Below are 20,782 nucleotides of genomic sequence, written 5' to 3'. Positions count from 1 at the left end.
GGGACGGCCGGTCCCGCGGGCCCTGCCCGGGCCCTGACCTCAGCCCTGAACGCGCCCGCCCCCACGGACGCGGTCACGTCGGACACCTCCCCGTGCACCGTGCACCGCACGACCCGCGCACCCTGCGCCCGCGCGACGCGGCCCGCCGCGGCGCAGGCGTCAGCCTCTCCGGCCATCCAGTGGTCGGCCGCGGCCAGCGCCGCCAAGTCCGCTGCCCCGCCCGCCCGATGCCGCAACTCGATCACCTGCCCCATGGCCAGTACGGCTCCGAAGACCACGCCCAGGGCCGCCATCGCCACGACGACCCACACGGTCGCCGAACCCCGGTCTCGCCCTGCCCGGCCTCCGCCAGGCGCCGCTGGCCCACCGCCCAGCCCCACCCGGCCTCCGCCAACCGCCGCTGGCCCACCGCCCAGCCCCACCCGGCCTCCGTCGAGCCCGGCTCCGGCTCCGGCTGCGGCTCCCGCTCCGGCTGCGGCTCCCGCTCCGGCTGCATGCACCATCACGTCACCCCCGCCGTCTCCTCGGCCTCCGCCACGGCCCGCGCCGAGAGGTTCACGCCGAGCGGCCCCGGCCCCGAGGCCCGTGCCCGCACCGTCACCAGGACCAGGTCGCCGGCCCGGCTCACGTCGATCCGGGCGCCCCGCGGCGCGGCCCGCCGGGCGGCAGCGAGCGCGGCACCCCGCGGCTCCTGTCTCGCCAGGGCACGGGCCCCGGTCCGAGCGGCGTCCACACACCGGATCTGCGCGGACGCCGCGAGGACCACCCAGACCAGCGCCATCGTGAACATCACCAGCACGGGCAGCGCCACGGCCGCCTCCGCGGTCACAAAGCCACGATCTCGCCCCGGCCCGGCCCACGCCTCTCCCCAGGACGCCTCAGAACGAGGCATGGAGCGCCTTCGACACGAGCGACTGCAACGTGGACTGCACCGCGCCGCTCGTCACCACCTTGTACAGCACGCCGGCGAAGGCGACCGCCGCCAGCAGCCCCACCGCGTACTCGGACGTGACCATGCCCGCGTCACGTCGTGCCGCACGCACCTTCCTCGTCCACCGATGGACCAGCCCGCGCATCTGCCCCGACGCCCGCGCCTCTCGCATTCCGTTCATCACAAACCCCCTTGGCTCTCCACGCCCATTGCCGTCAATGGCCCTCACCTCGTCCAGCACGCGCTCGACTCGGCGCGCCGTCATCTGCCGCTCAACATCCCTCCCGCCAGCCCGATCAGCACCGGAACCACTCCGATCACGAGGAACGCGGGAAGGAAGCACAGCCCGACCGGTGCCGTGACCACCACGCCCGCCCGGCGTGCCACGGCCGTCGCCCGGCGTCCCTGCTCCGCTCTGCATTCCGCGGCGAACCGCGCGACGGGTTCTGCGGCCGGAGCCCCGGAATCACCCGCCCGTTCCAGCAGCCGCACCAGTGCCACGGCCCCCGGCGTCGCCGCCAACTCCCGCCAGGCGTCCTTCGCTTCCCCGCCCAACCGGATCTGTGCGGCGCCCCGGGCGAGCCCTCGACCGACCGGCCCGCCCAGCGACTCCCCGACGGCCCGAGCGGCATCCACCGGGTCGGCCCCGGCGGCGATGCACGCGGCCAAGAGGTCAGCGGCCAAAGGGAGTTGCCGTGCGGCCTCGGATTCCGGACCGGAGCCGGTTCCCGCCCGCGCCTGCCCCGCTCCCCGCCGACGCCACCACCTCCACACCGCGGCTCCGGCCAGCGCCCCGACGACCAGCCCCGCCACACCACCGACCACCACACACCCGGCGCCCGCAGCACCGGCGGCCGGCCACCACCGCCGTGCCACGACCGCCCATCTCCCGGCCCGACGCCGCCGCCCGGCGGGGCCCGCGACCACAGCGGCACCCAGCACGTCCCGTGCCCTCCGTCGAGACGCCCGATCGCGCCTTCGCGCCTCAAGAACTCGGATCGACCACACCGACATCACGACAAGCCACAGCTCCACCCCCAGCCTGTGGACAACGTCAAAGGCCATCACTTTCCACTCTCCCGTCATCATCGAACCCATCTGACGCTTCGGTCACACCTCCGCTCCCCGCACGATTCGCAGCGCCCACCACACCCCCGCCGCCTCCAGGGCGCCGCCCACCGTCAGACATCCGATTCCGGGCCCGGTGTGCAGCAGAACGTGCAGCGGATTCGCTCCCAGCGCCGAGCCGAGCAGGAGACCGAGGGCCGGTAGCCCGGCGAGCATCACCGCGGTCGACCTCGATCCGGCCAACTGGGCCGCCAGATCCGCTCGTTGATCCCGCTCCGCCCGCAGGGCCTCCGTGAGCCGCTCGAGCCCGCAGGCAAGTCCGGCGCCACGGTCCACCGCCACCCGCCAGCACGCCGCGAGCCCGTGCAGCCCGTCCGCACCGGCCTCATCTGCCGCGTCCCGCAAGGCGCCCGGCACATCCCCGCCGAACCGGGCAGCCGCCACTACGGCATCCCCGCCGGCGTCGGCCAAGGCGCCGGACTCCCGCGCCGCGACGACCATCGCCTCCCCCGGCTGCCGGCCGGCCCGCACCTCTCCGGCAAGTACCCCGCACAGCCGGATCACCGCTTCGACGCGCCGCTCACGCCGCCGCCGCGCCTCACGTGCTCTGCGCACCCGAGCCGCACCCGGCACGGCGGCCAGCCCGAGAGCCAGCGGCAGCACCGACGCGCCGAGGACCGCGACCACCGCCCCGGCGGCCGCACAGCCCCATTCGGGCCGCGCCCTTGCGGATCGCCACCACCTTCCGACCAGGCAGCCGATCCACCACCTCGGCTCCGAACCACCTCGCGCGGCCTCGTCGCCGAACACCGTCCGGGCCCGCCGCACCTCGGCACCCCGCGCCGAGACGACCCGCGCCATCACCGACGCCGCCACCATCACCCCCAGAACACCCACCTCTCTCGCGCTCGGCGCCGCCGCGCCACCGGCCCATGCCCCCACCGCGCTCCGGACCACTTCCGCTCACCCCTCTCCGTCCGTGTGTTCGCCCCAGTTGCTCGTCCCATGTGTTCGTCCGGCCTTCACTCCGCCGGCGCCACCCCCAGAAGCCCGCTCAGCCGCCCCCATCCGGCCTTGGGCGCGAACCCGCGCGCCGCCCACTCCAGCGCCGGAACGGTCCGCACCCAGCCCTGCTCGCTCCGCTCCAGTACGTGCACCTGCGCGATACGGCGCCGCCCGCCGCCGTCCCGTACGAGGTGCAGGACCACGGACACCGCTGCCGCGACCTGGCTGTGGAGCGCCGCGCGGTCGAGTCCGGCCGCCGTCCCCAGCGCCTCCAGCCGCACCGGGACGTCGCCCGCCGTGTTGGCGTGCACCGTGCCGCACCCCTGGTGGCCCGTGTTCAAGGCGGCCAGGAGGGAGACGACCTCTCCGCCCCTGACCTCGCCGACCACCAGTCGGTCCGGTCGCATCCGCAGCGCCTGGCGCACCAGATCGTCCAGGCCGACGGCGCCCGCCCCTTCCTGATTGGCGGGCCGCCCTTCGAGCCGGACCACGTGCGGATGGTCCGGGCGCAGCTCGGACGAGTCCTCGGCGAGCACGATCCGCTCCTGCGGTCCGCAGAGCCCCAGCAAGGCGCTCAGCAGGGTCGTCTTGCCGGTTCCTGTGCCGCCGCTGATCAGGAACGAGAGCCTGGCGTCCAGGAGCGCGCGCAGCACCCGGTCCCCGCCGGGTGGCACCGTGCCCGCCGCCGTCAGTTCCTCCAGGGTGAAAGGCCGGGGGCGCACCACCCGCAGCGATAGGCAGGTGCAGCCCACCGCGACGGGCGGCAGCACCGCGTGGAGCCGCGTCCCGTCGGGCAGCCGCGCGTCCACCCAGGGCCTGGCGTCGTCGAGGCGGCGACCGACCACAGCGGCGAGGCGCTGCGCCAGGCGCCGTACCGCCGCGGCGCTCTCGAACGTCACGGAGGTGCGCTCAAGGCCGCCGCCCCGGTCGACCCACACCCGGTCCGGCGCCGAGACCAGGACGTCCGTCACCGATGGATCGGCCAGCAACGGTTCGAGCGGCCCCGTGCCCACCAGCTCCGAGCGCAGCCGGCCGGAGACTCCCAGGACTTCGGCATCGCCCAGGATCCGGCCCTGCGCGCGCAGCGCCTCGGCCACCCGCGCGGGCGTCGGCTCCGCCCCGTTCTCCGCGAGCCAGCGGCGCACTCCGTCCAGCATCCGCCCGCCCACCACCGTGCTCATACGTCACCGCATTCCGTCGTGGCGGGCATGCGCTCCCAGAACGCCGCGCAGAACCGTCCCAGCGGTCCGTCCGCGGCGGCGGGGTCCTTGGCCGATCCCCTATGACCGGCCGCTGCCGCGCGTGTCAGGACGCTTTGGTCGTCCAGCGGCAGCTCACCGGCGAGTGGCAGCCCGAGCAGCCGCGCCACCTCGTCCGCCGGCAGGGCGCCCGGCCCCCGTACGGGACCGGTGAGGACCCGCAGATCGGGGAGGACCATGCCGACCGCGTCAGCCACCCGGCGGGCCGCCGCGACGGCCCGCACATCCGGGGGCACGACCAGCAGTCCCAGGTCGAGCTGGGTGAGCGCCTCGACGGATCCGTCGTCGACCCTGCGCGGCAGGTCGACGACGACCACCCCGCCTCTGCGCCGCCCGGCGGCGAGCACCGCCCGGACGGCTTCCGGCGGAACCGCCGCCAGATCGCCGCGGTCCCAGCTGAGTACCCGCAGGTCGTGCAGTCGGGGCAGCGACTCCTCCAGTGCGGCGCCGCCGACCCGGCCGCGGGAGTGGGCGAAGGCCGGCCAGCGCAGCCCGTCCGTCGTCTCGCAGCCGAGCAGCACATCGAGCCCGCCGCCGAGCGGGTCGGCGTCGACGAGGAGTGTGCGCCGTCCCGCCCGCGCGGATGCCAGGGCGAGCGCGCAGGCCAGCGTCGAGGCTCCGGCTCCGCCCCGGCCGCCGAGCACGCCGACGGTGAGAGCGGGCCGCCCCACGCCTTCGGCGATGTCGGCGATCCGGTCCATGAGCCATTGCTCACCGTCCGGGAGCATCAGCACATGCTCAGCGCCGATCTCCACGGCCCGCTGCCACACGCCGGAATCGTCCTGGTCCCGGCCGACCAGCACGACTGCGCGGCGCCGCGGCACCCCTCGCAGCCGCCGCGCGGCGTCGTCACCGACCAGGACGAGCGGCGCCGACTCCCAGACGCCTCTGCCCTCTGGTGGCCCGTGTCCGACGTCCGGCCGGACGCCTGCCGCGGCGCACAGCCGCAGCAGGTCGTCCAGCAGCTCCACGTCCTCCGTCACGATGAGCGGCGCTCGCCGCACGCCCCTCGTGTCACACGTCATGACCTCTGTCACGATCCAGTCCCCCTTCGTCGCGCGTGCCCCGCCCCGCCGGGCGGTTCCGGTCCGCCGCGAAGTCACCGGTGAAGGGCGCCGAATGGCGCGAGCCCGTCACGGCCCGGTCAAAACGAGCCCGGTGACGGACACCGGCCCGGACTTCGCGTGCGGAATCACTGTGCGGCGATCCCTGAAATCGTGTGGATCTTGGTCAATAACTGTGGATGCAGCTCAACATGTGAATATCTCGATCACCCGAACAAGTGACGCTTCGAACTCCACATCAAAGCCTCCGCACCGCATCCCAACGGTTACGAGCAGTAACCGTCGGCGGGTGAGCCGTCGCGCGAGTACCCGGGCGGGCGCACAAGGTGGCGGCATCAGAATGAGGACCGAAAACGGGCCCGGACATGCGACGACCCCCGCCGGGGGGGAGAGCGGGGGTCGTCTTCCACAGTCCGACTCGGGGGGGGGAGGAGCCAGACCGGGTTAGCACGGTCGCGAACGATCCGTGACTTCCATGGTGTACCCGAGAGCCTTCTCAGGCAAACCCACGCGCCCAGCTTACGCCGAATGGTGGGCGCCTATGCTCAAGGGCGTGGAAACCCACTCGTTGCCCCGCACAGCCGCGTTCTTCGACCTGGACAAGACGGTCATCGCAAAGTCGAGCACGCTCACCTTCAGCAAGTCGTTCTATCAAGGCGGGCTGATCAACCGCAGGGCCGTGCTGCGTACCGCGTACACACAGTTCGTCTTCCTGGCCGGCGGCGCCGACCACGACCAGATGGAGCGGATGCGCACCTACCTGTCGTCCCTGTGCCGCGGGTGGAACGTGCAGCAGGTGAAGGAGATCGTCGCCGAGACCCTCCACGACCTGATCGATCCGATCATCTACGACGAGGCGGCCTCCCTCATCGAGGAGCACCACGCCGCGGGGCGCGACGTCGTGATCGTCTCCACCTCCGGCGCGGAGGTCGTCGAACCGATCGGTGAACTCCTGGGCGCGGACCGGGTGGTGGCGACACGCATGGTCGTCGGGGACGACGGATGCTTCACGGGCGAGGTGGAGTACTACGCGTACGGACCCACCAAGGCGGAGGCGGTCGAGGAGGTGGCCCGCAGCGAGGGCTACGACCTCGCGCGGTGTTACGCGTACAGCGACTCCGCGACGGATCTGCCGATGCTCGGCGCGGTCGGTCACCCCCACGCGGTCAATCCGGACCGGGCACTGCGCCGCGAGGCACTCGCGCGCGGGTGGCCGATTCTCGACTTCCACAAGCCGGTTCGGCTCAAGCAGAGGCTGCCGAATCTCGGCGCGTCGTCGCGTCCGGCCCTCGTCGCGGCGGCCGCCGTCGGCGCCGCGGCGGCCACCGCGGGACTGGTCTGGTACGCGAATCGGCGCCGCACTCTCACGGCGCCCCGATAAGCCCGTCCGCTTTACCCCTGTTTGAACCCAAAAGTAAAGAAGTGAGGCCAGGACTTTCCCTTCCCCCCGGGGTGGAGTACAAAGGAGTCAACGGCCCGCGAGACCAAGGACATCCGAGAGGATTACCTGTCAAGCAGCAAGGCCCCACGGACCGAAGCATGAACACCGGGCACCCACGCGACGTCGACCCGTCGATTACGGGCCAGCCGCACCAGGTGACGGGCAAAGTTCCCGACCTGATGGGCAACACATATCGAGGACGCTTGGTAACCCGGCGGCCATGCCAGCGGCGGTACGAGAATTCGTACCGCCGCAACCCTGTTCCGGGCCCTTTCCGCGCCCACAAACCTTGCTTTCTTACGCGACTTTTACGCGGCGCCCCGCTGCAGCGCCTCGCAGACCGCGGTCGACTCCCTGACGCCCAGTTCAACCGCTTTGCCGCAGTGGGCGATCCAGGCCGCGACCCCTTCGGGGGTGCCGGAGACGTAGCCCTCCAGCGCGGCCACGTACGCCGCCCGCCCCAGCTCCGCGTAACCGACCTCGGCGGGGCAGATCGACTTCGGGTCCAGGCCGCTGCCGACCAGGACGACACGCTCTGCCGCGCGCGCGACCAGACCGTTGTGCGAGCCGAAGGGGCGCAGCGCGAGCAGTTCACCATGGACCACCGCGGCGCTCACCAGAGCCGGAGCCGATCCTCCGGCGATGATGAGCTGCGCGAGCCCGTCGAGCCGGCCCGCCACCTCCTCGGCATCGGGCAGCGGAAGCTCGATGAGCGGCTCGTCGACCGGCTCGCCCTGAGTGCGCGGGCGGCCGACGGTGTCCCCCTTGTCGGCGGCCGCGACCAGGTGCAGGCGGGCGAGGACGCGCAGCGGGGACTGTCGCCAGATGGAGAGCAGCTGGCCCGCCTCCGCGGTCAGCCGCAGCGCGGCGCCGACGGTGCGCGCGTCGGTGTCGCCGCCGGCGCCACTGAAGTCGGTGCGCCTGCGCACTTCCTCGAGCGCCCAGTCGGCACCGGCCAGCGCGGCGCTGCCGCGCGCTCCGCGCAGCGCGGCCTCGGAGGTGACCTCGTTGCTGCGGCGCCGCATGACCCGGTGTCCGTAGACCCGGTCGACGGCCTTGCGCACGGAGTCCACGGAGTCGGCCACGCCCGGCAGGCCGGCCAGGGCGGCGAGTGGGTCAGTCGTACTCATGAGTACGACAGTACGGGCCCGCGGGCGCCGCCCCACGAAGGAGTGGTCTTCTTCACGCAAGGAGGACACTCAACGCGACAGTGCCACTACTCTTCGTGAACATGAAGATCGCTTTCGTGGGCAAGGGCGGCAGCGGCAAGACCACGCTGTCCTCGCTCTTCATCCGTCACCTCGCCGCCACGGGCGCTCCCGTCATCGCCGTGGACGCCGACATCAACCAGCACCTCGGGCCGGCGCTCGGCCTCACCGAGGAGGCCGCAGCCAGGCTGCCCGCCATGGGGGCACGGCTGCCGCTGATCAAGGACTATCTGCGCGGCTCCAACTCCCGCATCGCCTCGGCGGACACGATGATCAAGACGACGCCGCCGGGTGAGGGCTCGCGCCTGCTGCGTGTACGGGAGAACAACCCGGTCTACGACGCCTGCGCCCGCCCCGTGGAACTCGACGGCGCCGCCGTGCGTTTGATGGTCACCGGCCCGTTCACCGAGGCCGACCTCGGTGTCGCCTGCTACCACTCCAAGACCGGAGCGGTGGAGCTGTGCCTGAACCACCTCGTCGACGGCCGCGACGAGTACGTGGTGGTCGACATGACCGCGGGCTCCGACTCCTTCGCCTCGGGCATGTTCACCCGCTTCGACATCACGTTCCTCGTCGCCGAGCCGACCCGGAAGGGGGTCTCCGTCTACCGCCAGTACAAGGAGTACGCACGCGACTTCGGCATCGCCCTGAAGGTCGTGGGCAACAAGGTGCGGGACAGCGACGACCTCGACTACCTGCGCGCCGAGGTCGGCGACGACCTGCTCGTGACGGTCGGGCACTCGGACTGGGTGCGTGCCATGGAGAAGGGGCGCCCGCCGCGCTTCGACCTCCTGGAGGCGCCCAACAGGGCTTCCCTGCAGGCGCTTCAGGACGCCGCCGACGCGACGTACGAGCGCCGCGACTGGGAGCGGTACACGCGCCAGATGGTCCACTTCCACCTGAAGAACGCCCAGAGTTGGGGGAACGCGAGGACCGGAGCCGACCTGGAGGCCCAGGTCGACCCCGGCTACGTGCTGCAGGAGAGCGTCGCCGCGACCGCCTGAGGGCGGCCGCTTCTCACGACCTGGTGGCCGGTGCGCCCGCCGCGCCCTTGGGGGCCGGGGCCTTCTTGCCGTCGAGGAAGGACGCCCAGCCCTGCTTGGGCGCCTGGCCGACACCGAGCGTGGTGAGTTTCTTCAGCGTCCGCGGGTCCTGCGCGTCGAGCCAGTCGGCGAGTTGCCGGAACGAGACGCAGCGCACCTCGGGCTTGTTGCACACCGTGTGGATCGTCTCGTCGAGGGCCCGGATGTACGTGCCGCCGTTCCAGGACTCGAAGTGGTTGCCGATGATCAGCGGTGCCCGGTTGCCCTTGTAGGCACGGTTGAAGCCCGCGAGCAGGCTGTCCCGCATCTGGTCGCCCCAGTACTCCCGCATGCCGGGGTCGCCCTGGGTCGACTTTCCGGACTGGTTGATCATGAAGTTGTAGTCCATGGTGAGCTGTTCGTAGGAGTGGCCCTTGAAGGGGACCAGCTGCATCGACAGGTCCCACAGACCGTGTTTCTTCTTGGGCCACACCTGGTCGTCGACGCCGCTGGTGTCGTAGCGGAAGCCGAGTTGGCGGGCGGCGCGCATGAAGTTCTTCCGGCCCTCGAGGCAGGGGGTGCGGGCGCCGATGAGCTCCTTGTCGTAGTCGAAGGGCAGGGGCGGCATGTTCTTCAGGCCCGCGTTGGTCTTCCACGACTTGACGAAGGACTTGGCCTGCCGGATCTCGCTCTTCCACTCGGCCACCGACCACTGGCCGACCCCGCCGTACTTGCCGCAGAAGTGTCCGTTGAAGTGGGTGCCGATCTCGTTTCCGTCGAGCCAGGCGCCGCGCACCTGTTCGGCGGTGTTCCTGATCCCCTCGATGCCGTTGAAGCCGATGTCCGACTGGCCCGCCGCGTGCTGAGGTGCGTGGTAGAGCTTCGCCTTGCTCTTCGGGAGCATGTACACGCCGCTCAGGAAGTACGTCATGGTCGCGTTGTTCGCCTTGGCGACCTTGCGGTAGTGGGAGAACAGCTTCTGGCTGTCCTCACCCGCGCCGTCCCAGGAGAAGACCACGAACTGCGGCGGTTTCTGCCCCGGTCTCAGACGGTGGGGCGTGGGCAGGTGCGGCTGGCTGCCGGTGTAGGCGGTCGAGCCGTCACCGATGAGCCGGTTGACCGAACCGGGCGCGGCGGGGGCCGCTTTCTTCGGGCCGGGGGCGCCCTTCTCGCGCGCGTGCGCGTGGTCATTGCTCGCGCAGCCGGCGAGGGCTGCGGCACAGGCCGCGACGGCGGCGACGCCCGCGGCGATCTTCTTGGTGGCGGCCATCTTCCGCCCACCTTCTTCCTTGGAGCCGGCGTTCAGGACGGTGCATACGCCGGAAGCGCGTCATGCACGAAATGCCCGTGATGTACGGGTGGCGCCGCCAACCTCGCACGAGAGTCGCGCACCATTTGTACGACAAGCCGACCGGACCCCTCATTCACTACACAGAGTGAAAATGCGAACCATTTGCCCCGATAATCCGGTCACATCCTTTACTCTGCATTACCATCCATTTACCGAAAGTTGATACATCCCGCCGCCACGTGCCGCGACCGTGCCGCCCCCCGGAGGAGACGGGAACCATGTCAGCCTGCGCACCGCCCCACCGCCTGTCCCGCCTCTCGGGCGCGGACCTGTCCGCGTCCGTCGCGGTCTTCCTGATCGCGTTGCCCCTGTCCCTCGGTATCGCTCTGGCCACCGGCGCGCCGCTGGAATCGGGGCTCGTAGCCGCCGCCGTCGGCGGGATCGTCGCCGGCGCCATCGGCGGCGCCCCATTGCAGGTCAGCGGCCCCGCCGCCGGATTGACCGTGGTGACCGCCGAGCTCATCCATCGGTACGGCTGGCGCACCACCTGCGCCATCACCGTGCTCGCCGGACTCGCCCAGATCGGGCTCAGCTGCCTACGCGTGGCACGTACGGCGCTCGCCGTCAGCCCTGCCGTCGTACACGGCATGCTGGCGGGCATCGGTGTCACCATCGCCGTCGCCCAACTGCACATCGTCCTGGGTGGCACCCCGCAGAGCTCCGTACTCGCCAACCTTCGGGCGCTGCCCGCCCAGTTGACCCGTATCCACCCGGGCGCGCTGCTGGCCGCCGCGCTCACCCTGGCGGTGCTCACCAGCTGGCCGCGGCTGCCCGGCCGCCTGGGCCGGGTCGCCCGTCGGCTGCCCGCCGCGCTCGTGGCGGTGGCCACAGCGACGGTGACGACCGCACTGTTCGGGCTGCGCCTGCCTGTGGTGAACCTGCCCTCGTGGAGCAGCCACGCGCTGGCCGGGCTGCCGGACGGTCCCGTGCTCGGCATCGCCGCCGCCGTCCTGACGACCACACTGGTGTGCAGCGTGCAGTCCCTGCTCGGAGCCGTGGCCGTGGACAAGCTGGCCACGGCGCGGCCCGATCTGCCGCCGCGAATGTGCCGGTCGGACCTGAACCGTGAGCTGTTCAGCCAGGGCGCCGCGAACGTCGTCTCCGGAGCGCTGGGCGGGCTGCCCGTGGCGGGCGTCGTCGTACGTTCCACGGCCAATGTGAAAGCGGGAGCGAAGAGCGGGAACTCCGCGGTCCTCCACGGCGTTTGGGTAGTAGCGGCCATGTTGCTACTGGTCCCCGTTCTGGAACTGGTCCCGCTCGCGTCACTCGCCGCCCTGGTGATGGCGGTCGGGATCCGGATGGTGTCCCTGCACCACATCCGCACGGTCACCCGCCACCGTGAGGTGCTGGTCTACGGGGCCACGATCCTCGGCGTCGTCCTGCTCGGCGTGCTCGAAGGAGTGGGGATCGGCGTGGCGGTCGCGGTCGCCGTCGCGCTGCACCGCCTCGCGCACACCCGCATCACGCACGAGGAGGACAAGCTCGGCGCCCACCACGTGCGCGTGCGCGGCCAGTTGACCTTCCTCGCGGTCCCCCGGCTGAGCCGCACACTGCACCAGGTGCCGCACGGTGCGCGGTGCGTCGTGGAGCTGAGCGGCTCCTACATGGACCATGCGGCGTACGAGGCGTTGCAGGACTGGCGGAAGTCACACACCGGACAAGGAGGTGAAGTCGAGATCGCGGGGCGTGCGGGCAACCGCGGGAAGGAGCCCATCGCGGAGGATCTCGTGTCGGCCCACTCCGGGACGGTCCACTGGGGGGCCGCCCACTCGGGGGCTGCCCGCTCCGGGGCCGTCCACTCCGGCGCAGCCGACGCGGGGGCGATGCGCTCCGCGCCTGCCCACTCCGGGGCGTACCCCGCCGTGGCAACCGCGTCACCGGTGGCCCCGGGGGCGTCGAGGGGCATGGCGGAGGCGGGGGGCGTGGCGGAGGCCGGGGGCATGGCGGAGGCCGTGGCTGTATCGGCGGCTGCGACTGCGCCGACGACTCCGGCTGTACCGATGGCTGCGGCTGTATCGGCAGCCGATTCGCCCGGCTCGACGCTGGACTGGTCCACGACCGGGCCCATGTCCGCATCCGCATCCGCATCCACCCCCAATCCCGCTCCCGCTCCCGTATCCACGCCCACCTCCACCTCCATCTCCACGCCCACCTCCACCTCCACGCCCACACTCACACCCACCTCCACACCCACCCCCGCCTCCGCGTCCGCCCACCCCTGCTGCCGCCCCTGGACGCCGTGGTGGAATCACCGATGCGGCCGGCCGGGGAGCGCTGCGCCCGGGGCGGTCGAGTCGGGGCGGGGTGGGCAGGGGCAGCTCGCGCGCGGGATCAACGCGTTCCTGCGGGACACGGCGCCGCATGTGCGCGGGGAGCTGGCGCGGCTGGCGCGGGAGGGGCAGAAGCCGACGCAGCTGTTCCTGACCTGCGCCGACTCGCGGGTGGTCACCTCGATGATCACGGCGAGCGGTCCCGGTGACCTGTTCGTCGTGCGCAATGTGGGCAACCTCGTTCCCGCGCCCGGCTCGGAGAGCGGGGACGACTCGGTGGCCGCGGCGATCGAGTACGCCGTGGACGTACTGGAGGTGCAGTCGATCACCGTCTGCGGACACTCCGGCTGCGGCGCCATGCAGGCGCTCCTGGCCGGTTCCGGCGCCGGTTCAGACGCCGGGTCCGGTGCCGGTTCCGACGTCGGGTCCGTGGCGCGCACGCCGCTCGCGCGGTGGCTGCGGCACGGGGTGCCGAGTCTGGAGCGGACGGCAGTCGAGGGGCGGGGGTGGGTGCGACTCGCCGGGCGGGCGCCCGCCGACGCGGTCGAGCAGCTCTGCCTGACCAACGTCGTACAGCAGTTGGACCATCTGCGCGCGCACGAGTCGGTGGCCCGTGCGTTGCGGGAGCGCCGACTGGAGCTGCACGGGATGTACTTCCACGTCGGGGACGCGCAGGCGTATCTGCTCAGGACGGGTGACCCGGTCTTCGCCCAGGTGGAGGCCGAAGTGGCCGGAATCGAAGGGCTTCGAGAACAGGTCTAAACCATTTTCCCGGCGGCCCTTGTCAGCAGGGGCCGCCTTCTGATGAGCTGTGGCCTGGGACACAACGGCCGCCCCGGCAAAGCAGCGTAAAAGGCGTAGAGCCTAAAGGCGTATAGGGAGATGTCGTGAGCAACGAAAGCCTGGCCAACCTCTTGAAGGAGGAGCGACGCTTCGCGCCGCCCGCTGACCTGGCAGCGCAAGCCAACGTCACGGCCGATGCGTACGAACAGGCCAAGGCTGACCGGCTCGGCTTCTGGGCCGAGCAGGCGCGCCGTCTGACGTGGGCCACCGAGCCGACCGAGACGCTGGACTGGTCGAACCCGCCGTTCGCCAAGTGGTTCAAGGACGGCAGACTCAACGTGGCGTACAACTGCGTCGACCGCCACGTGGAAGCCGGAAACGGCGACCGGGTCGCGATCCACTTCGAGGGCGAGCCGGGCGACAGCCGGGCCATCACGTACGCCGAGCTCAAGGACGAGGTCAGTCGCGCGGCGAACGCCCTGACGGAGCTGGGAGTTCAGACCGGCGACCGGGTCGCGGTGTACCTGCCGATGATCCCCGAGGCCGTCGTCGCGATGCTCGCGTGCGCGCGCATCGGCGCCGCGCACTCCGTCGTCTTCGGCGGCTTCTCGGCCGACGCCATCGCGGCCCGCATCCAGGACGCGGACGCCAAGGTCGTCATCACGGCCGACGGAGGGTACCGGCGCGGCAAGCCGTCCGCGCTCAAGCCCGCGGTCGACGAGGCACTCACCCGTACGGACGGCGTCGGCAAGGTTCTCGTCGTGCAGCGCACCAAGCAGCACGTCGACTGGGTCGAGGGGCGTGACGTCTGGTGGCACGAGGCCGTCGGGCGTCAGTCGGCCGAGCACACCCCGCAGGCGTTCGACGCCGAGCAGCCGCTCTTCATCCTCTACACGTCGGGTACGACGGGTAAGCCGAAGGGCATTCTGCACACGTCCGGCGGCTACCTCACCCAGGCGAGCTACACCCATCACGCGGTCTTCGACCTCAAGCCGGAGACGGACGTGTACTGGTGCACGGCCGACATCGGCTGGGTCACCGGCCACTCGTACATCACGTACGGCCCGCTGGCGAACGGCGCGACGCAGGTCATCTACGAGGGCACCCCGGACACGCCGCACCAGGGCCGCTTCTGGGAGATCGTGCAGAAGTACGGCGTCACGATCCTCTACACGGCGCCGACCGCGATCCGTACGTTCATGAAGTGGGGCGACGACATCCCCGCGAAGTTCGACCTGTCCAGCCTGCGCGTCCTCGGTTCGGTCGGTGAGCCGATCAACCCCGAGGCGTGGATGTGGTACCGGAAGCACATCGGCGGCGACACGTGCCCCATCGTCGACACCTGGTGGCAGACCGAGACCGGCGCGATGATGATCTCGCCGCTGCCCGGCGTCACCGAGACCAAGCCGGGCTCCGCCCAGCGCCCGCTGCCCGGCATCAGCGCGACCGTGGTCGACGACGAGGGCCACGAGGTGCCGAACGGCGGCGGCGGTTACCTCACCCTCACCGAGCCGTGGCCGTCGATGCTGCGCACCATCTGGGGCGACGACCAGCGGTTCATCGACACGTACTGGTCGCGTTTCGAGGGGCAGTACTTCGCCGGGGACGGCGCCAAGAAGGACGAGGACGGCGACATCTGGCTGCTGGGCCGGGTCGACGACGTGATGCTCGTGTCCGGGCACAACATCTCGACCACCGAGGTGGAGTCGGCGCTCGTGTCCCACCCGGCCGTCGCCGAGGCCGCCGTGGTCGGCGCCGCCGACGAGACGACCGGACAGGCGATCGTGGCGTTCGTGATCCTGCGCGGCAGCGCGAACGCCGAGGACGACTCGCTCATGGCGGACCTGCGCAACCACGTCGGCGCCACGCTCGGCCCGATCGCCAAGCCCAAGCGGGTGCTTCCGGTCGCCGAGCTGCCCAAGACGCGGTCCGGCAAGATCATGCGGCGTCTGCTGCGTGACGTCGCGGAGAACCGGGAGCTCGGTGACGTCACCACACTCACCGACTCCTCCGTGATGGACCTCATCCAGTCCAAGCTCCCGGCCGCACCGAGCGAGGACTGATACCCGCAGCCCAGGTCAGGCGGGCACCCGGCACAGCGCCGGGTGCCCGTTTCGCGTGCAATGCGTAAGGTGATGATCCCCCAGTACGTCAAGTACTCCAAGTACGACTCGTACGCCCAGCGGACCCTGTAGAGTAAAGGAAGGGTCAAGAAGCGAACAGGGTGCGCCGGGAAGTCTGGTCGGCAGAACAGCAACCCATACCCATTCCTGCCTGCTTGTCTGCCCACCCGCCCGGAGGTCTCCCACGTGAGCGCGCCCAGCAAGAACGACCACCGCAAGGCCCTCGGCCGGCTCTCCCTGCCCGAGCGCACCTTCGTGGCCGACGCGCTGCGCGCCGAGACCGTCGGCGGCGTGCTGCTGCTGGTCGCCGCCATCGCCGCGGTCATCTGGGCCAACGTCCCGGCCCTGCACCACAGCTACGAGACCGTCAGCCACTGGCACATCGGCCCGAAGACGCTCGGCCTGAACCTGTCCATGACGCACTGGGCCGCCGACGGTCTGCTCGCGATCTTCTTCTTCGTCGCCGGTATCGAGCTCAAACGCGAGCTGGTCGCGGGCGACCTGCGCGACCCGAAGGCCGCCGTGCTGCCGGTCGTGGCCGCCGTGTCCGGCATGGCGATGCCCGCGATCGTCTACGCGATCGTCAACGCGGTCGGCGGCGGAAACCTGGACGGCTGGGCGGTGCCGACCGCCACCGACATCGCGTTCGCGCTCGCCGTTCTCGCCGTCATCGGCACGTCGCTGCCCAGCGCCCTGCGCGCCTTCCTCCTCACCCTCGCCGTCGTCGACGACCTCTTCGCGATCCTGATCATCGCGATCTTCTTCACGAGCGACCTGAACTTCGCGGCGCTCGGCGGCGCGGTCGCCGGTCTCGTCGTCTTCTGGCTGCTGCTGCGCAAGGGCGTGCGCGGGTGGTACGTGTACGTGCCGCTGGCGCTGGTCATCTGGGGCCTGATGTACAACAGCGGCGTCCACGCCACCATCGCCGGTGTCGCCATGGGGCTGATGCTGCGCTGCCACCGCGAGGAGGGCGAGGAGCACTCCCCCGGCGAGCACATCGAGCACCTGGTGCGGCCGGTCTCGGCCGGTCTCGCGGTGCCGCTGTTCGCGCTGTTCAGCGCCGGTGTCGCAGTGTCGGGCAAGTCGCTCGGCGACGTGTTCACCCGGCCGGAGACGCTCGGCGTGGTGCTCGGGCTCGTGGTCGGCAAGGCGCTCGGCATCTTCGGCGGCACATGGCTGACGGCCCGGTTCACCAGGGCGTCGCTCTCGGACGAGCTGGCCTGGCCGGACGTGTTCGCGGTCGCCACGCTCGCCGGGATCGGCTTCACCGTCTCGCTGCTCATCGGCGAACTCGCCTTCACCGAGGACCCGGTACTGACCGACGAGGTCAAGGCCTCTGTCCTGGTCGGGTCGGTGATCGCGGCGATCCTCGCGGGCATCCTGCTGAAGATACGGAACGCCAAGTACCGCGCTCTGTGCGAGGCAGAGGAGCGCGACGAGGACCAGGACGGCATCCCCGACATCTACGAGATGGACAAACCGGAATACCACCTTCGGATGGCCCGCATCTACGAGGAGAAGGCCGCGGAGCACCGGAGGCTTGCCGAAGTGACCACCGGGGCAGGCGACGAGGACGCGCGTCCGGCATGATCTGACGACAAGCAAGTCCGCACTCGCGGTGGCCCGCGCACCTGGCTACGGGCCGCCACGGGAACCTCCACAGGAGAACAGGGAGTACGCGATGAGCAGCGCACCCAGCGCACCCGACGACAGCCCGGTCGGCGCCGAACGCAGCATCGGCCAGCTGTTCGCCTCCGCGACGACCGAGATGTCCGCGCTGGTGCACGACGAGATCGCCCTGGCGAAGGCACAGCTGAAGCAGGATGTGAAGCGCGGCGGGATCGGCGGCGGCGCCTTCGTCGCGGCCCTCGTCGTGCTGACCTTCTCGCTGCCCATGCTGAGTTTCGCGCTCGCATACGGGATCAACGCGTGGACCGGCGGCCACAACGGGCAGGGCGGGTGGAACCTCTCCCTGTGCTTCCTGGCGTCCTTCGGGGCGAGTTTCGTCCTCTTCCTCCTGCTCGTCGGCATCGGTGTCGCGTTCTTCAAGAAGGCCAAGAAGGGCAAGGGCCCGCAGAAGGTCGCCGCCTCGGTCAAGGAGACGGCGGGCGTACTGGGGAACGCCAAGCCGCACCCCCGTCAGGTGACCCCGCCCGACCATGGCCCCGAGGCCATCGAGGCTGTGGCACGCTCGTCCTCATGACGGACCCCGCCACTCCTTCGGCGCAGCAGACCACCCCTTCGGCGCAACAGGCCGCCCCTTCTGCGCAACAGGCCACCCCCTCGGCGCAACAGGCCACCTCTTCTGCTCAGCAAGCCGCCCCTTCTGCTCAGCAGACAGGCTCTTCGCCGCGGCAGGTCCCTCCAGCAGCGCAGCAGGCCCCCACCTCGGTCGTACGGATCGACCTGCCGGGTGGCCGGGAGGTGACCCACAGGGACGTCGCGGCCAACGGCGCCCGCTTCCACATCGCGGAGCTGGGCGAGGGCCCGCTCGTGCTGCTGCTGCACGGTTTCCCGCAGTTCTGGTGGGCGTGGCGGCACCAACTGGTCGCGCTCGCGGACGCGGGCTACCGGGCCGTCGCCATGGACCTGCGGGGCGTGGGCGGCAGCGACCGTACGCCGCGCGGCTACGATCCGGCCAACCTCGCGCTCGACGTGACCGGTGTGGTGCGCTCGCTCGGCGAGCCGGACGCGGCACTCGTCGGCCACGACCTGGGCGGCTACCTGGCGTGGACCGCGGCCGTGATGCGGCCCAAGCTGGTGCGGCGGCTCGCCGTGGCCTCGATGCCGCACCCGCGGCGCTGGCGCTCGGCGATGCTGGCGGACTACCGGCAGTCGCGCGCCGGGTCGTACGTGTGGGGTTTCCAGCGGCCATGGCTGCCGGAGCGTCAGCTGGTGGCGGACGAGGGGGCGTTGGTCGGCAAGCTCGTACGGGACTGGTCAGGGCCGAACCAGCCGGACGACGAGGCCGTACGGACGTACCAGCACGCCATGTGCATCCCGTCCACGGCGCACTGCTCGGTCGAGCCGTACCGCTGGCTCGTCCGGTCGCTGGCGCGGCCCGACGGGATCCAGTTCAACCGGCGGATGAAGCGGCCGGTGCGGGTGCCGACGCTGCATCTGCACGGTTCACTCGATCCGGTGATGCGCACGCGCAGCGCGGCGGGTTCGGGCGAGTACGTCGAAGCGCCGTACCGCTGGCGCCTGTTCGACGGCCTCGGACACTTCCCGCACGAAGAAGACCCGGTGGCGTTCTCCACGGAGCTGGTGAACTGGCTGCGGGATCCTGAACCGGACCGGTGAAATGTGAACGCCTGTCCGACAGTCGGCCACATGCCCGACGCATAAGCCGATTGGAGCCGTCCGACACGGTTACCGACCATGGGGCACGGGCACAGGTCGGGTTATGGGCTGGACGCACAACTACAGTGACGCAGCACGCACCCGCCGCCCCGCGACGACGCCGGGCCCTTCCCGCAAAGGGGCGCCGCGCGAGTACGCGGTACTCGGACCCCGGCTCGGTATCCCGCGGATCCTGCGGCGTCGGGCCCGCTGGATGTCGGCGAGGCTGCGGCACCAGACCGGGCGCTGAAGAGCCGAGGTACTGGATAAGGGCTGCTGCGGCGGCGCCGCACACTGGCTTGAGGGCGCCGGAGAAGGGCTGAAGGCGCCGGAGACGGGCTGGGGGCCTGGTCGGGGCCGCCGGAGAGGCGGGCTCGGGGTCTGGCAGGGCCAGAGAGGCGGGTTCGGGGTCTGGAGGGGCCGGAGAGACAGGCTCGGAGCCAGGCGGAGCCGGAGAGACAGGCTCGGAGGCCGGAAGACGCAGAGACGGGCCGCGGAGGCCGGAGACGGCGGTCTACAGTGCGCAGGCCTGCGTGTCGACCTCCTGGACCGCTGTGCGGCCCTGGCTGATGTCGGTGGCGATCTCGTCGTCCGTCAGGGCGTAGCCGGTCTGGTCGTTGTCGAGGGACTTGGCGAAGACCACGCCGTACACCTTGCCTTCGGGCGTCAGGAGCGGTCCGCCGGAGTTGCCCTGCCGGACCGTCGCGTACAGCGAGTAGACCTCGCGGCGGACGGTGCCGCGGTGGTAGATGTCCGGGCCGTCGGCCGTGATGCGGCCGCGCAGACGGGCGGGGCGCACGTCGTACGCGCCGTTCTCCGGGAAGCCCGCGACGATCGCGCCGGTGCCGCGCGGCGCCTCACGGGTCGTGAAGTTCAGCGGCGGGGCGGTCAGCTTCGGGACGTCCAGGACCGCGATGTCCCGCTTCCAGTCGTAGAGGACGACCTTCGCACGGTAGCGCTTGCCCTCGCCGCCGATCTGGACGGTGGGCTCGTCGACCCCGCCGACCACGTGAGCGTTGGTCATCACGCGCCGGTCCGCGAAGACGAAACCGCTGCCTTCCAGGACCTTGCCGCAGCTGGGCGCCTGGCCGACGACCTTGACGATGGAACGCTTCGCCGTACGCACCACCTGGCTGTTGGCCAGCGCAGGGTCGGGCGGTCTGACGTCGGTGATCGGCTCGTGCGTGAACGGGCTGAAGACCTGCGGTACGCCGTTCTGCGCGAGCGTCGACGAGAAGTTCGCGAACCACGTGTCGGCCTGGGCGGGCAGCGCGCGGGAGACGCCCTGCAGCACCTTCGAGCCGCGTACCTCCTTGCCGAGCGTGGGCAGCGTGGTCCCGGCGAGCGCGGAACCGATCAGCCAGGCGACCAGGAGCATCGCCGCCACGTTGACCACCGCGCCGCCCGTCGCGTCCAGGGCGCGCGCCGGGGACCAGGTGATGAATTTGCGCAGCTTGTTGCCCAGGTGGGTGGTGAATGCCTGGCCGACGGACGCGCAGACGATCACGACCACCACGGCGACGATCGCGGCCGTCGTCGTCACCTCGGCCTTGTCGGTCACCGCGTCCCAGACCACGGGCAGTACGTACACGGCGACGAGGCCGCCGCCGAGGAAGCCGATCACGGAGAGAATGCCGACGACGAAGCCCTGGCGGTAGCCGATGACGGCGAACCACACGGCGGCCACGATCAGCAGGATGTCCAGCACGTTCACGGATTCACGCCTCGCAGACTCCTGCCCCACATCACTTCCGGCGGCACGATCGGCTTCACTTTCGGGGTCACGACCGGCGTCATGACCGGCGTCACGACCGGCGTCGCGACCGGCGTCACGTTCGGATTCGGTTCCGGGTTCGGTTCCGGCGCCGCGGGCCTCTCGCGGCCCCCGGGATTACACAACACGCGGGTCACCATG

Annotated in this window: 18 protein-coding genes and 1 pseudogene; 8 read left to right on the top strand and 11 right to left on the bottom strand. The window is 71.2% G+C overall.

The window, feature by feature from the left end:
- Positions 1-5 precede the first annotated feature (5 nt).
- The 7 genes and pseudogenes from OFY01_RS08675 to ssd all read right to left on the bottom strand — a co-directional run.
- Positions 6-380, bottom strand: a pseudogene (locus OFY01_RS08675) (Rv3654c family TadE-like protein); the annotation flags it as partial.
- A gap of 122 nt (positions 381-502) precedes the next feature.
- Positions 503-892, bottom strand: a complete 390-nt coding sequence (locus OFY01_RS08670) for a TadE family protein (RefSeq protein WP_266597930.1) — start codon at positions 890-892, stop codon at positions 503-505.
- A complete protein-coding gene (locus OFY01_RS08665) occupies positions 879-1,112 on the bottom strand; it encodes a DUF4244 domain-containing protein (protein ID WP_407700302.1) in 234 nt (77 codons plus the stop codon). Before OFY01_RS08665 ends, OFY01_RS08670 begins: the two co-directional genes overlap by 14 nt.
- Before the next feature lie 80 nt (positions 1,113-1,192).
- Entirely contained in the window at positions 1,193-1,600 is a 408-nt protein-coding gene (locus tag OFY01_RS32375; RefSeq protein WP_323135491.1) for a type II secretion system F family protein, read from the bottom strand.
- A gap of 441 nt (positions 1,601-2,041) precedes the next feature.
- The gene (locus tag OFY01_RS08655; protein ID WP_407700303.1) at positions 2,042-2,878 is read right to left on the bottom strand and encodes a type II secretion system F family protein; all 837 of its coding nucleotides are present in this window, start codon (positions 2,876-2,878) and stop codon (positions 2,042-2,044) included.
- Between the two features lie 143 nt (positions 2,879-3,021).
- The gene (locus tag OFY01_RS08650; RefSeq protein ID WP_266597924.1) at positions 3,022-4,185 is read right to left on the bottom strand and encodes a TadA family conjugal transfer-associated ATPase; all 1,164 of its coding nucleotides are present in this window, start codon (positions 4,183-4,185) and stop codon (positions 3,022-3,024) included.
- Positions 4,182-5,288, bottom strand: a complete 1,107-nt coding sequence (ssd, locus tag OFY01_RS08645) for a septum site-determining protein Ssd (RefSeq protein ID WP_266597922.1) — start codon at positions 5,286-5,288, stop codon at positions 4,182-4,184. Before ssd ends, OFY01_RS08650 begins: the two co-directional genes overlap by 4 nt.
- 580 nt (positions 5,289-5,868) lie before the next feature.
- On the opposite strand from ssd, the gene OFY01_RS08640 reads away from it, so the two are divergent.
- Entirely contained in the window at positions 5,869-6,708 is an 840-nt protein-coding gene (locus tag OFY01_RS08640; protein ID WP_266597921.1) for an HAD family hydrolase, read from the top strand.
- Between the two features lie 368 nt (positions 6,709-7,076).
- Here OFY01_RS08640 and OFY01_RS08635 read toward each other — a convergent pair whose 3' ends face one another.
- On the bottom strand, positions 7,077-7,898 hold the full coding sequence (locus OFY01_RS08635) for a Fic family protein (protein ID WP_266597920.1): 822 nt from the start codon (positions 7,896-7,898) through the stop codon (positions 7,077-7,079).
- Between the two features lie 101 nt (positions 7,899-7,999).
- Here OFY01_RS08635 and OFY01_RS08630 point away from each other — a divergent pair, with 101 nt between their 5' ends.
- Positions 8,000-8,980, top strand: coding sequence for an ATP-binding protein (locus OFY01_RS08630; RefSeq protein WP_266597919.1), 981 nt, complete (start codon positions 8,000-8,002; stop codon positions 8,978-8,980).
- 13 nt (positions 8,981-8,993) lie between these two features.
- Here the strand turns inward: OFY01_RS08630 and OFY01_RS08625 are convergent, their stop codons facing one another.
- Positions 8,994-10,268 (bottom strand): polysaccharide deacetylase family protein, encoded by a 1,275-nt coding sequence (locus OFY01_RS08625; protein ID WP_266597918.1) that lies wholly within the window; start codon positions 10,266-10,268, stop codon positions 8,994-8,996.
- A 299-nt stretch (positions 10,269-10,567) separates the two neighbouring features.
- On the opposite strand from OFY01_RS08625, the gene OFY01_RS08620 reads away from it, so the two are divergent.
- The 6 genes from OFY01_RS08620 (at position 10,568) to OFY01_RS08595 (ending at position 19,117) form a co-directional block, all read left to right on the top strand.
- Complete coding sequence (locus OFY01_RS08620) at positions 10,568-13,381, top strand: bifunctional SulP family inorganic anion transporter/carbonic anhydrase (RefSeq protein WP_266597917.1); 2,814 nt, start codon at positions 10,568-10,570, stop codon at positions 13,379-13,381.
- 125 nt (positions 13,382-13,506) lie between these two features.
- On the top strand, positions 13,507-15,465 hold the full coding sequence (gene acs / locus OFY01_RS08615) for an acetate--CoA ligase (RefSeq protein ID WP_266597916.1): 1,959 nt from the start codon (positions 13,507-13,509) through the stop codon (positions 15,463-15,465).
- A gap of 246 nt (positions 15,466-15,711) precedes the next feature.
- Positions 15,712-17,115, top strand: a complete 1,404-nt coding sequence (nhaA, locus tag OFY01_RS08610; RefSeq protein ID WP_266597915.1) for a Na+/H+ antiporter NhaA — start codon at positions 15,712-15,714, stop codon at positions 17,113-17,115.
- A gap of 91 nt (positions 17,116-17,206) precedes the next feature.
- The gene (locus OFY01_RS08605) at positions 17,207-17,728 is read left to right on the top strand and encodes a phage holin family protein (protein ID WP_266597914.1); all 522 of its coding nucleotides are present in this window, start codon (positions 17,207-17,209) and stop codon (positions 17,726-17,728) included.
- 197 nt (positions 17,729-17,925) lie between these two features.
- A complete protein-coding gene (locus OFY01_RS08600; RefSeq protein WP_266597950.1) occupies positions 17,926-18,828 on the top strand; it encodes an alpha/beta fold hydrolase in 903 nt (300 codons plus the stop codon).
- Between the two features lie 103 nt (positions 18,829-18,931).
- Positions 18,932-19,117: a hypothetical protein gene (locus tag OFY01_RS08595; RefSeq protein WP_266597913.1), complete on the top strand. Its 186-nt coding sequence runs from the start codon at positions 18,932-18,934 to the stop codon at positions 19,115-19,117.
- 264 nt (positions 19,118-19,381) lie between these two features.
- Here OFY01_RS08595 and OFY01_RS08590 read toward each other — a convergent pair whose 3' ends face one another.
- Together OFY01_RS08590 and OFY01_RS08585 are read right to left on the bottom strand one after the other, a co-directional pair.
- The gene (locus tag OFY01_RS08590; RefSeq protein ID WP_266597912.1) at positions 19,382-20,581 is read right to left on the bottom strand and encodes a MarP family serine protease; all 1,200 of its coding nucleotides are present in this window, start codon (positions 20,579-20,581) and stop codon (positions 19,382-19,384) included.
- Positions 20,578-20,781: a hypothetical protein gene (locus tag OFY01_RS08585; protein WP_266597911.1), complete on the bottom strand. Its 204-nt coding sequence runs from the start codon at positions 20,779-20,781 to the stop codon at positions 20,578-20,580. The genes OFY01_RS08590 and OFY01_RS08585 overlap by 4 nt, the downstream gene beginning before the upstream one ends.
- Position 20,782: the final 1 nt, after the last annotated feature.

The sequence above is a fragment of the Streptomyces beihaiensis genome, assembly GCF_026274175.1.
GTDB lineage: Bacteria > Actinomycetota > Actinomycetes > Streptomycetales > Streptomycetaceae > Streptomyces > Streptomyces beihaiensis.
Note: the sequence above shows the minus strand (reverse complement) of the source record. Positions and strands in the feature narration are given on the sequence as shown.